8 protein-coding genes are annotated in these 12306 nt (G+C 71.1%); 4 read left to right on the top strand and 4 right to left on the bottom strand.

The window, feature by feature from the left end:
- Window positions 1-26: 26 nt before the first annotated feature.
- Window positions 27-941 (bottom strand): AurF N-oxygenase family protein, encoded by a 915-nt coding sequence (locus tag ACZ3OF_RS30445; protein ID WP_467307963.1) that lies wholly within the window; start codon window positions 939-941, stop codon window positions 27-29.
- Window positions 942-1204: 263 nt separating this feature from the next.
- Between ACZ3OF_RS30445 and ACZ3OF_RS30440 the strand changes: the two genes are divergently transcribed.
- The 4 genes from ACZ3OF_RS30440 to ACZ3OF_RS30425 all read left to right on the top strand — a co-directional run bounded on the left by ACZ3OF_RS30440 (window position 1205) and on the right by ACZ3OF_RS30425 (window position 8195).
- On the top strand, window positions 1205-4027 hold the full coding sequence (locus ACZ3OF_RS30440; protein ID WP_361675963.1) for an alpha/beta hydrolase: 2823 nt from the start codon (window positions 1205-1207) through the stop codon (window positions 4025-4027).
- A gap of 146 nt (window positions 4028-4173) precedes the next feature.
- Window positions 4174-4980: an N-formylglutamate amidohydrolase gene (locus ACZ3OF_RS30435; protein ID WP_467307961.1), complete on the top strand. Its 807-nt coding sequence runs from the start codon at window positions 4174-4176 to the stop codon at window positions 4978-4980.
- Window positions 4981-5022: 42 nt separating this feature from the next.
- On the top strand, window positions 5023-6612 hold the full coding sequence (locus ACZ3OF_RS30430; protein WP_467307959.1) for a molybdopterin-dependent oxidoreductase: 1590 nt from the start codon (window positions 5023-5025) through the stop codon (window positions 6610-6612).
- A 137-nt stretch (window positions 6613-6749) separates the two neighbouring features.
- The gene (locus ACZ3OF_RS30425; protein WP_361675972.1) at window positions 6750-8195 is read left to right on the top strand and encodes a glyceraldehyde-3-phosphate dehydrogenase; all 1446 of its coding nucleotides are present in this window, start codon (window positions 6750-6752) and stop codon (window positions 8193-8195) included.
- A 175-nt stretch (window positions 8196-8370) separates the two neighbouring features.
- Here the strand turns inward: ACZ3OF_RS30425 and mmsB are convergent, their stop codons facing one another.
- Genes mmsB through chvE form a run of 3 tightly spaced genes read right to left on the bottom strand, consistent with a single transcriptional unit; the run spans window position 8371 to window position 12306 of the window.
- Window positions 8371-9624, bottom strand: a complete 1254-nt coding sequence (mmsB, locus tag ACZ3OF_RS30420; protein WP_467307956.1) for a multiple monosaccharide ABC transporter permease — start codon at window positions 9622-9624, stop codon at window positions 8371-8373.
- Complete coding sequence (gene mmsA, locus ACZ3OF_RS30415; protein ID WP_361675978.1) at window positions 9621-11171, bottom strand: multiple monosaccharide ABC transporter ATP-binding protein; 1551 nt, start codon at window positions 11169-11171, stop codon at window positions 9621-9623. Before mmsA ends, mmsB begins: the two co-directional genes overlap by 4 nt.
- Window positions 11172-11199: 28 nt before the next feature.
- A complete protein-coding gene (gene chvE / locus ACZ3OF_RS30410) occupies window positions 11200-12306 on the bottom strand; it encodes a multiple monosaccharide ABC transporter substrate-binding protein (protein ID WP_361675981.1) in 1107 nt (368 codons plus the stop codon).

Raw genomic sequence — 12306 nt, 5'->3', positions numbered from 1 at the left:
GCTCGGGTCGGCTCGGTCGGCTTCGGTCAGATCAGGTGGGCGCGCTTGTAGAAGGCGAGGGCCGGCCTGGTGAGGAGTCCGGCGGAGGACAGGAACTCCATCAGGCCCGCGCAACTGGACCGCATCAGGGACTTGTGGTGTTCGTTCGCCCTGGCCTCGCGGACGGCGCGATCGACGTCGAGTCCGGCGCTCTCGTAGACCTTGCGGCCCACCATGCTGGTGACGATGACGTACGACGCGATCGCGATGACCAGCGCGTGGAACTGACGGCGCGCCCGGCTCGCGCCGCGCAGCCGCCTGCGCGTCTCCTCGCGGGCGAACTTCATGTGCCGCGACTCCTCCACGACATGGATGTTGTTGATCGTGCGGACGAACGGCACGACCCGCTCGTCGCGCATCCAGTCGCGCTGCATCACGTCGAGGACCTCCTCGGCGACCAGGATCGCGGCGTACGCCGCCTCGCCGAACGCGACCGTCTTGAACGCCCGGCCGAGTTCGACGGCGAGCCGGTGCGGCCGGTAGGCCGGGGCGCCGAGCTTCGCGGCGCCGCGGGCGAACATGATCGAGTGCCGGCACTCGTCGGCGACCTCGGTGAGCGCCCACTGGAAGCGGGGCTCGGTCGGGTCCTTGGCGTACATGTCGCGCAGCACCATCTGCTGGAGGATCATCTCGAACCAGATGCCGGTGCTGGCCACCGACGCCGCCTCCTGACGGGTCAGCTCCTTGCGCTGGGGCTCGGTCAACTCGCCCCAGTACGCGGTGCCGTAGAGCGTGCTCCACTCCGGGCTCGCGCCGTGGAAGTCCTTGTCCAGCGGGGTGTCCCAGTCCACCTCGGTGGCCGGGTCGTACGACAGTTTCGCGGCCGAGTCGAGCAGCCGCCGGGCGACCTCCTGCTCGGCGTGCCGGTCCGCGCTCCCCGGTGGGACGGTGCTGCTCGCCATGTGCGGCTCCTTGGATCGAGACGTCGCACGCTTGTTAGATGCGACGTCTAGCAAGCTGTTAGACGGAACGTATAACAAGGGGGCGGTGCGGGCCTACCCCCGTGCGGGAAATCCCTCGATCTCTCCACGCGCGCGGCCCGTTCCGCGATCGGACGTCTCCACGAGGCAACCCACGGCGGTCGGTTGCCGTCCTCCGGTCACGAGAGAGGCACCCGCTGACCCCGAGGTGCCCCGCGACACGACCGATCGTGAGGAAGACCGCTTTGATACGTGTCACACGTGCGGTGACCGCGGGATTGGCGCTGCTTGCGCTGACCGCGGCGTCGCCCGGAACGGCGTTCGCCGAACCGTCCCCCGGACCTCTGGCCCGGGCGGGGAACCCGGGACAGCAGGTGAGGGCCGGAGACGAGGGGAAGCTCCCGGAGGGCTGGCGCCTCACCGGCAAGGGCACCGGCCGGGAACTCGTCTGGACGTCCCCCGACCCCGTGCCCATGGGTGACGCCCGCGTCGAGTTCTACGCGGGGAGCCGGCTGCTCGGCATCCCCGCGCCCGCCGCCGACGGAAAGGCGTACCGGCTCAGGGCCGACGGCCTGCGGCTCGGCTCCCCGGGGGACTTGAAGGTGCTCGCCGGCGGGCGCCGTCTGGACACCGGGGCCGACCCTTCCGCGGAGCCCTCCCGGGTCCGGCCCCCCGCGGCCGCGGCCCGGAAGGGGACGGTGCTGCCGGTGAACCCGGTCGACCCCGGAGTTCCGGGGAGCTACCGCACCGTCAGCGGTGAATACGACCTGAAATCCATCCGGTTGCCCGGATACGCCGAGCCCATCGAGATGCGCGCCATGGTCGTCGGACCGGCCGACGCGCCGGGGAAGCGGCCGCTCGCGCTCTTCCTGCACGGCCGCCACGGCACCTGCTACGGCGACGGCGACGACGCGACCGGCCAGTGGCCCTGCCCCACGGGCACCAAGCCGGTACCGAGCCACAAGGGCTATCTGCGCGCCCAGAAACTCCTGGCCTCCCAGGGCTATGTGACGGTCTCGATCTCCGCCAACGGCATCAACGCCCAGGACCACCTCGCCGACGACGCCGGAGCGCAGGCCCGCTCCTCCCTGGTGCGCCAGCACCTCGCCCGCTGGGCCGACTGGTCCGCCGACCGGGCCGGCGCGCCGTCCGCCGTACGCGCGGCCTCGCCGGCCGATCTCTCCCGCGTGCTGCTCGTCGGCCACTCCCGGGGCGGCGAGGGCGTCAACCGCGCCGCGCTCGACAGCCTCCACCGGCCGCCCGCCGACCAGGACGGCTACCAGGGCCCCGTGCGGTGGACGATCCAGGGCAACGTCCTGATCGGTCCCACGATCTTCGGCCAGAACCCGGCCCCCGACGTGCCCTCGATGACCATGCTGCCCGGCTGCGACGGCGACGTCTCGGACCTCCAGGGGCAGATCTACGTCGACGGCACGCGCGGTGTGAGCCGCGGCACCGCGCTTCAGAGCGCGGTGTACATGGTCGGCGCCAACCACAACTTCTTCAACAGCGAGTGGACTCCGGGCCAGGCCGAGGCGCCCGCGTTCGACGACTTCTACGAGGGCGAAACCCCCGACCCCGTGTGCTCGCCGGGCACCGGGACCCGGCTGACGGCCACGCAGCAGCAGGCCGCGGGGGCCACCTACATCGCCGCGGCGGCCCACCTGTTCGTCGCCGGCGACGACCGCGTCCGTCCGCTCCTCGACGGCACCGGCCGGCGTGCGCTGTCGGCAGGCCCCGCCCGCGTCCTCAGCCACGCCGTCGGCGCGCACCGCACGCCCGGGTTCCTGCCCGGCCCCTCGACCTCCGTGACCGGCGGCCGGGTGTGCGCGCAGATCGATCCGGACCCGAAACGCGCCTGCCTGTCGACCGACGGATCCGGCCGGTCGCCGCACTTCGCCTTCTGGGAGGCATCGCCCGAGCCGGGACGCGACGCCGTCGCGTTCACATGGCCGGCCGGCCGTACGGGCTCCGCGGTGTCGGTCCGTTCCCCCCAGCCCGTCTCTTTGAAGGGCTCCGAGTCCCTGGCGCTGCGCGTCATCGTGCCGCCCAACGCCGCCGGTACACGCCTGGACGTCACGCTGGTCGACGCCTCCGGCCGCCGGGCGCACCTGGGCCGGGCGCAGGTCGACGGGCTTCCCGGCAGTGAGCGGACCGCGTCCCACTGGGCCCGCGAGGTCCGCGTCCCGCTGACCCCCGCCGCGCGCGGCGGCCTCGACCTGACGCGGATCACGACCCTGGAACTGACCCCGCGCGGCGGCTCCGGAAGCGCCTGGCTGATGGACGCCTGGGGCTGGCGCCCCGGCACTCCCGCGGCCGGCTCGGCGACCGCCATGCCCCGTGTCGACATCGGCCGGCTGACCGTCGACGAGGGCGACTCCGGGGTCCGTACCTACCGGGTCCCGGTCCATGTCTCGGGCCAGGGCAGCGGCCAGGTCCGCGTGTTCGTCCCCGAGCCGGGCACGGACGAGACCACGTCCCGGCTCGTGACGGTACGCCCCGGCAGCCAGGACATCGACGTGCCGGTCGAGGTGCGGGGCAACACCCGCTACGGCTACGACTCCTCGCAGGACGTGTCCGTGAAGGCGGTACGCGGCGTGGCCGTCGGCTCGCACCGGGGCGGGGTGACCACGCGGAACGACGACGCGATGCCCACGGCGACGCTGACCCCCGTCGCCGCCGACGTCACCGAGGGCAAGCCGCTGACCTGGCGGCTGACCCTCTCCGCTGCCGCCGACGTGGAGATGGGCGGCTCGCTCTCCCTCCTGCCGGTCACCGGTGGGGCCGAGCTGTCCACCGCGGATGTCGGACGGAGCTGGCTGGAGGAGTACTTCGGCGAGCCCCCGGCCCGGCCGGTGCCGCTCTCGAGGCTGTGGGACGGCCAGGACCCGTCCTTCTCGGTGACCGTGCCCGCCGGGCAGACGAGCGCCGAGGTGCAGGTTCCGACGGTCGCTGACACGGTGCGCGAACCGACCGAGTACCTGCGGACCCGTCTGATCACGTACGACGCGGACTGGGAACCGCACGAGGGCCCGGAGTTCACGGGCTCGGTGCGGGACGCCGGGTAAGACGTGGTCGAACCCAGGGACCGGACGGCGTGCTCGCGGCTCAGCGGCCGCGGCCGTCGTCCGGTCCCCCCGGTGGCCTGGAGATCAGGCTCATGCCGGTACGGGAAAGCCGCAGGCCCGATGACGTCGTACAGCGAGGAACGCCCATGACCGACACTTCGCACTCCTTCCAGCTCCTCCCCGGAGCTCCGGACTCCCCGGTGCTCCTGCATGTGCCGCACTCCTCCCGCGAGCTGCCCCCGGACGTCCGCGACGGCATCGTGCTCGGGGACGAGGAGCTCGCGCGCGAGCTGGACCACATCACCGACTCCCACACCGCCGGCATCGCCGCCGTCGCCGCGCGGACCGCAGCCGTCACGCCCTGGCGGTTCGTCAACCGGCTCTCGCGGCTGGTCGTCGACCCGGAGCGGTTCCCCGACGAGCGCGAGGAGATGCGCGCGGTCGGCATGGGCGCTGTCTACACCCGCACCACGCACCGCGCCGAGCTCCGGCCGGACGCGTTCGACCCGCGGCCCCTCCTGGACCGGTACTTCACGCCGTACGCCGGGGCCATGACGGCCGCCGTCGAGGAGCGGCTCGCGGCGGCCGGCCGCGCCGTGATCATCGACGTGCACTCGTACCCGACCGAAGCCCTGCCCTACGAGCTGCACGGCGACGGTCCCCGCCCGCCGATCTGCCTCGGGACGGACCCCTTCCACACGCCGCCCGCGCTGGTGGACGCGGCACGGAAGGCGTTCGCCTCGTTCGGCGGGATCGGCACGGACAGCCCCTTCGCGGGAACGTACGTACCGCTCGACCACTACGGGCGTGACCGGCGCGTCACCGCCCTGATGATCGAGATCCGCCGCGACGTCTACATGGCGGAGCCCGGCGGCCCCGCGGGACCCGGCCTCGACGCCCTCGGCGCCGCCCTGGCGGCCCTGATCGAAGAGGCGGGGGCGGCGCGCGGCTGAAATCCCCCACGCGAAGGCCCTCTCCCGCAGATGCTGGGACGCATGAACGCCACCAGCTCCCTCCGGCCGCCGACCCGCACGGACCGGCTTCTCGCCGCGCTCGGCGGGGTCCTCTCCGGCTATGTCGCCCTGGCCGTGGCCGACCTCGTCGCCGGCTGGGTCCGCCCCGAGGCGGGCCCGGTCACGGCCGTCGGTGACGTCCTCGTCGACCGGACGCCGACGGCGGTCGAACAGTGGGCGATCCGTACCTTCGGCGAGAGCGACAAGGCCGTCCTCCTGCTGGGCATCCTGCTCGTCCTCGCCCTGATCGCCGCCGCCCTGGGGCTGCTCGCCCTGCGCCGGCGCCTGGCCGCGGCCGTCGGCGTCCTCGGCTTCGGCGTCATCGGCGCCCTCGCGGCCGTGAGCCGGCCCGACTCCGACTCCGCCCTCGACGCCGTGCCCTCGCTCGTGGGGGCGGCGGCCGGCGGTGTCCTGCTGTACGTCCTCGTCGGCAGGCTGCTCGCCCCGGACCGCGGGGAGCTGCCCGACGGGGCCGCCCGGGCGGACCGCAGGAGCTTCCTCGTCGTCGCCGCCGCGACGGGCCTCGCGGCGACCGCCGCCGCCGCGCTCGGCCGGGCTGCCGGTTCGGCCGGCGAGAGCGCCACGGCGTCCCGCGACGCGCTGCGGCTGCCCCGGCCCGCCTCGCCCGCGCCGGCCGTGCCCCCAGGGGCGCAGCTCGACGTCCCGGGCATCGGCCCCTTCATCACCCCGAACAGGGACTTCTACCGCGTCGACACCGCGCTCGTCGTTCCCGGGGTGGACGCCGACGGCTGGCGCCTGCGCGTCCACGGGACGGGGGTACGCCGTGAACTCTCGCTCACGCTCCCGGAACTGATGTCCCGTACGGTCGTGGAGCGGGACATCACCCTCGCCTGTGTCTCCAACGAGGTCGGCGGAGACCTGGTCGGCAACGCCCGCTGGCTCGGCGTACGCCTCGCCGATCTGCTCCGCGAGGCCGGGGTGCGCCCGCCCTCCGAAGGCGGGCCCGCCGACCAGCTCGTGGCCCGTTCCGTCGACGGCATGACCCTCGGCACCCCCGTCGCGGACGTCATGGACGGCCGCGACGCCCTGCTCGCCTTCGGCATGAACGGCGAGCCCCTGCCCCTGGACCACGGCTTCCCGGTCCGCATGATCGTCCCGGGCCTGTACGGCTACGTCTCCGCCTGCAAATGGATCGAGTCCATCGAGCTGACCACCTTCGACGCCTACGACGCCTACTGGGTCCCGCGCGGCTGGGCGGCCCAGGCGCCGGTCAAGACGCAGTCCCGGATCGACACCCCCCGGGCGCTCGCCCGGCCCGGCGCGGGCACGGTCATGATCGCCGGGGTGGCCTGGGCCCAGCACCGCGGCATCGCGCGCGTGGAGGTCAGGGTCGACGACGGACCCTGGGAGGTGGCGCGGCTCGGCGCGGAGGACAGCCAGGACACCTGGCGCCAGTGGGTCCACCCCTGGCAGGCCGCGCCCGGCCGCCACACCCTCACGGTCCGGGCCACCGACGGCACCAGCGCGACCCAGCCCGAGGCGCGCACCGACACCATGCCGGACGGGGCCACCGGCCGGCACTCGGTCGTGGTGATTGTCGAGGAGTCCTGAACCGGACGGAGGTGCCGGACAGCCCCCGGGAACGGCCCCGGGAACGGCCCCGGGACGGGCTCCGGGAGGGGCCCCGGGAAAGATCAAAAGTTCGACGGGTTAGCATATGAGCACCGCCTAGCTCGAAAGATGAACTCGTGACTGTCAATGACGACTCGTTCACCAGCTGGAAGAACCGCGAGGAGATCGCGGAGTCGATGATCCCGATCATCGGGAAGTTGCACCGGGAGCGGGACGTCACGGTCCTGGTCCACAGCCGATCCTTGGTGAACAAGTCGGTTGTCAGCATCCTCAAGACCCACCGGTTCGCCCGCCAGATCGCCGGCGAGGAGCTCTCGGTCACCGAGACGCTGCCGTTCCTGCAGGCGCTCACCACGCTCGACCTCGGCCCGTCGCAGATCGACATCGCGCTGCTCGCCGAGGCCTACAAGAGCGACGACCGGGGCCTCTCGGTGGAGGAATTCACCGCCTCCGCGGTCGCCGGTGCCACGGGTGCCAACAAGATCGAGCGCCGTGACGGCCGCGACGTCGTCCTCTACGGCTTCGGCCGCATCGGCCGCCTCGTCGCCCGCCTGCTGATCGAGAAGGCCGGCTCCGGCAACGGTCTGCGCCTGCGCGCCATCGTCGTCCGCCAGGGCGGTGACCAGGACATCGTCAAGCGCGCCTCCCTGCTCCGCCGCGACTCGATCCACGGCCAGTTCCAGGGCACGATCACGGTGGACGAGGCGACCAGCACGATCGTCGCCAACGGCAACACCATCAAGGTGATCTACGCGAACGACCCGTCCGAGGTCGACTACACGGCGTACGGCATCAAGGACGCCATCCTCATCGACAACACGGGCAAGTGGCGCGACCGCGAGGGTCTCTCCAAGCACCTGCGCCCCGGCATCGACAAGGTCGTCCTGACGGCCCCGGGCAAGGGCGACGTCCCGAACATCGTCCACGGCGTCAACCACGACACGATCAAGCCGGACGAGCAGATCCTCTCCTGCGCCTCCTGCACCACCAACGCGATCGTCCCGCCGCTGAAGGCGATGGACGACGAGTACGGCGTGCTGCGCGGCCACGTGGAGACCGTCCACTCGTTCACCAACGACCAGAACCTTCTGGACAACTACCACAAGGCCGACCGTCGTGGCCGCTCCGCGCCGCTGAACATGGTCATCACCGAGACCGGTGCCGCCTCCGCCGTCGCCAAGGCACTGCCGGACCTCAAGGCCCCGATCACCGGCAGCTCGATCCGCGTCCCCGTCCCGGACGTCTCGATCGCCATCCTCAGCCTGCGCCTGGGCCGTGAGACCACGCGCGAGGAGGTCCTCGACCACCTCCGCGACGTCTCGCTGCACTCGCCGCTGAAGCGCCAGATCGACTTCACCACCGCGCCCGACGCCGTCTCCATGGACTTCGTCGGCTCGCGCCACGCCTCGATCGTCGACGCGGGCGCGACGAAGGTCGACGGCGACAACGCGATCCTCTACCTGTGGTACGACAACGAGTTCGGCTACTCGTGCCAGGTCATCCGGGTCGTCCAGCACGTCTCGGGCGTCGAGTACCCGACGTACCCCGCCCCGGCGGTCTGATCCGGACACACCGGCGCACGCGCACGAAACCGAGGCCCCTGCCGTTCCCGGCAGGGGCCTCGGCCCTTCCCGGCCGCCTACGCGGTGGGGGAACCTCGCCTCCCTGGCGGCCGAGGCGCTCTGTGAGGAGTACGGAAAGGCCGCCGGCCGCTGCGGCGCGGCCGGCGGCCTCCGGCTAGGAGCCGACCTTGCGCTTGTTCCACACGTCGAAGCCGACCGCCGCGAGCAGCACCAGACCCTTGATCACCTGCTGCCAGTCCGTACCGATCCCGACGAGGTTCATGCCGTTGTTGAGCACGCCGAGGACCAGACCGCCGATGATCGCGCCCAGGACCGTGCCCACCCCGCCGCTCATCGACGCGCCGCCGATGAACGAGGCGGCGATCGCCTCCAGTTCGAAGTTGATGCCCGCCTTGGGCGAGGCGGCGTTGAACCGGGCGGCGAAGACCAGACCGGCGAGCGCGGCGAGCACCCCCATGTTCAGGAAGACCAGGAACGTGACCTTCTTGTCCCGTACGCCCGAGAGCTTGGCCGCCGGCAGGTTGCCGCCGATCGCGTACACATGGCGTCCCACGATCGCGTTCCGCATGACGTGGCCGAAGCCGACCAGGAGCGCCGCAAGGATCAGGAGCACCACCGGCGCTCCCTTGTAGCTGGCGAGCAGCAGGGTGAAGACCAGGACCGTGGCGACGAGCGCCGCCAGCTTCACGGCGAACAGCCCGACGGGCGCGACCTCCAGGGCGTACTCCCGCTGACGACGGCGGTCCCGCACCTCCTGCCACACGACGAAGACCGTGAGGGCCAGGCCGAGCAGCAGCGTCAGATTGTGGTAGTCGGTGCTCGGGCCGACCTCCGGCAGGAAGCCGTTGGAGACCGTCTGGAGCCCGTCGGGGAAGGGCCCGATCGTCTGCCCCTTGAGGAAGATCTCGGTGAGACCGCGGAAGAGCAGCATTCCGGCGAGGGTCACGATGAACGAGGGAATGCCGAGATACGCGATGAAGAAGCCCTGCATCGCCCCCGCCGCCGCGCCGAGCAGCAGCACGAGCACCACCGCCAGCGGCCACGCCATCCGGTGCTCGACCATCAGCACGGCGGCCACCGCGCCGACGAAGGCGGTGAGCGAGCCCACGGACAGATCGATGTGGCCCGAGATGATGACGATCATCATGCCGATCGCCAGGATCAGGATGTAGCTGTTCTGCAGGACCAGATTGGAGACATTGCGCGGCAGCAGCAGATCGCCGCCCGTCCAGACCGCGAACAGCGCCACGATCAGTCCGAGCGCGATCAGCATGCCGTACTGCCGCATGTTGCCGCGCAACCCGTCGAGGATCAGCCGGCCGACGCCGGACCGGCCCTCCGCGGGCGGGCCGGACGGAGGCTTCCCCGTGTCGTCGGCCTGGGTCCCGGCCGTGAGATCGGTGCTCATGCGTGCTCGCTCCTGTCCTTCGTCATGTGCCGCATCAGCAGCTCCTGGGTCGCCTCGGCGCGGGACACCTCACCTGTGAGCCGGCCCGCCGCCATGGTGTAGACGCGGTCGCACATGCCGAGCAGCTCGGGGAGTTCCGAGGAGATGAAGAGGACCGCCTTGCCCCCGGCGGCCAGCCGGTCGATGACCGTGTAGATCTCGTACTTGGCGCCCACGTCGATCCCGCGGGTCGGCTCGTCCAGGATCAGGACGTCGGGTCCCGCGAAGATCCACTTGCTGAGGACGACCTTCTGCTGGTTGCCCCCCGACAGCCGGCCGACCGGCTCGAAGACCGTCGGCGCCTTGATGTTCATCGACCGGCGGAAGCCCTCGGAGACCTTGGCCTCCTCGTGCTCGTCGACGATGCCGCGCCGGGCGACCTTGGGCAGCGCGCTCAGGGAGATGTTGCGGTTGATCGTGTCGATCAGGTTGAGGCCGTAGTGCTTGCGGTCCTCGGTGACGTACGCGATGCCGTGCCCGACCGCCTCGGGGACCGTACGCGTACGGATCTCCACGCCGTCCTTGAGAACGGTGCCGCCGCCGTACCGGCCGTAACTGCGGCCGAAGACGCTCATCGCCAGCTCGGTGCGGCCCGCGCCCATCAGCCCCGCGATCCCGACGATCTCGCCCCGCCGGACGCTCAGCGAGACCCCGTCGACGACCTTGCGCTGCTGGTCGATCGGGTGGTGCACGGTCCAGTCCCGGATCTCCAGCGCCGGTGCCGCGCCCCGCTCCGGCTCGTGCGGCGTCCGCTCGGGGAAGCGGTGGTCCAGATCGCGGCCCACCATGCCCCGGATGATCCGCTCCTCGGTGGTCTCCGGTGCCTTCACGTCGAGGGTCTCGATCGACCGGCCGTCCCGCAGGATCGTCACCGAGTCCGCCACCCGGGCGATCTCGTTGAGCTTGTGCGAGATGATGATCGACGTGATGCCCTGACCCTTCAGCTCCTCGATGAGGCCGAGGAGCTTGCCGCTGTCCTCGTCGTTGAGCGCGGCCGTGGGTTCGTCGAGGATCAGCAGCTTCACCTCCTTGGCGAGCGCCTTGGCGATCTCCACCAGCTGCTGCTTGCCCACGCCGATGTCCGCGACCCGGGTCTGCGGATGCTCGTCCAGACCCACGCGGCGCAGCAGCTCCGCCGCGTGCCGCAGGGTGCGGTCCCAGCTGATCACACCGCGGGTGGCGTGCTCGTTGCCGAGGAAGATGTTCTCCGCGAGCGAGAGGTACGGCACCAGCGCCAGCTCCTGGTGGATGATCACGATGCCGCGCTTCTCGCTCGCCCCGATGTCCCTGAACCGGCAGGGCTCACCCTGGAAGAGCACCTCCCCCTCGTAACTGCCGTGCGGATGAACGCCGCTGAGGATCTTCATCAGCGTCGACTTGCCCGCTCCGTTCTCCCCGCAGATGGCATGGACCTCGCCCGCCCGGACGGTCAGGGAGACGTCAGACAGCGCCGTCACGCCGGGAAAGGTCTTGATGATCGAGCGCATGTCCAGGACGGGTCCCGCCATGGCACACCCACCCCTCTCCGGTCGAGGTCTAGTTGAGGTCGCTCGCCTTGATGTAGCCGGAATCGACCAGCACACCCTGGTAGTTGGACTTGTCGACGCTCACCGGGTCGAGCAGGAAGGCGGGGACGACCTTCTTCTCGTTGTCGTACGTCGTGGTGTCGTTGACCTCGGGCTTCTTGCCCTCGAAGAGCGCGTTGACCATCTGCGCGGCGACCTTGGCCAGTTCGCGGGTGTCCTTGTAGACCGTCTGGGTCTGTTCTCCCGCGATGATCGACTTCACGGAGGCGACCTCGGCGTCCTGCCCGGTCACGACGGGCAGCGGCTTGCTCGCGCTGCCGTAGTCGTCGGACTTCAGGGCCGAAAGGATGCCGATGGAGATGCCGTCGTACGGCGAGAGGACCGCGTCCACCCGCTCCTTCGCGTACGAGGAGGTGAGCAGGTCGTCCATGCGCTTCTGGGCCTGGCCGCCGTCCCAGCGCAGCGTCGTCACCTGGTTGAGCCGGGTCTGGCCGGACCTGACGACCAGCTGCTTCTTGTCGATGTACGGCTGGAGGACGTTCATGGCGCCCTGGAAGAAGTAGCGGGTGTTGTTGTCGTCGTTCGAACCGGCGAACAGTTCGATGTTGAAGGGGCCCTTCTCGCTGCCGTCCTCGAGGCCGAGCTTCTCGACGAGATAGCCGCCCTGGAGCTCGCCGACCTTCTCGTTGTCGAAGGAGGCGTAGTAGTCGACGTTCGGCGAGCCGAGGATGAGCCGGTCGTAGGAGATCACCGGGATCTTCGCGTCCGCCGCCTGCTGGAGCACATTGGCGAGCGCCCGGCCGTCGATGGCCGCGACCACCAGGGCGTCGACGCCCTGGGTGATCATGTTCTCGATCTGCGAGACCTGCTGGTCCGGGTCGTCCTCGCCGTACTGGAGGGTCGTCCGGTAGCCGTACTTCTCCAGGCTGCTCACCATGTTCCTGCCGTCGGCGATCCAGCGTTCGGAGGACTTGGTGGGCATCGCGATGCCCACCGTCAGCTCCTCGGCGTCCTTCTCCTCCTTGGCGCCGCCCGCGCCGCTCTGGCCGCAGGCGGAGAGGACGACGGCGAGAGCGGTCGCGAGGACGGTGGCGGAGGCGGCACTGCGGATACGCAT

This window comes from Streptomyces sp. NPDC022552 (assembly GCF_055561875.1).
This window is presented reverse-complemented; position numbering and strand designations above follow the sequence as displayed.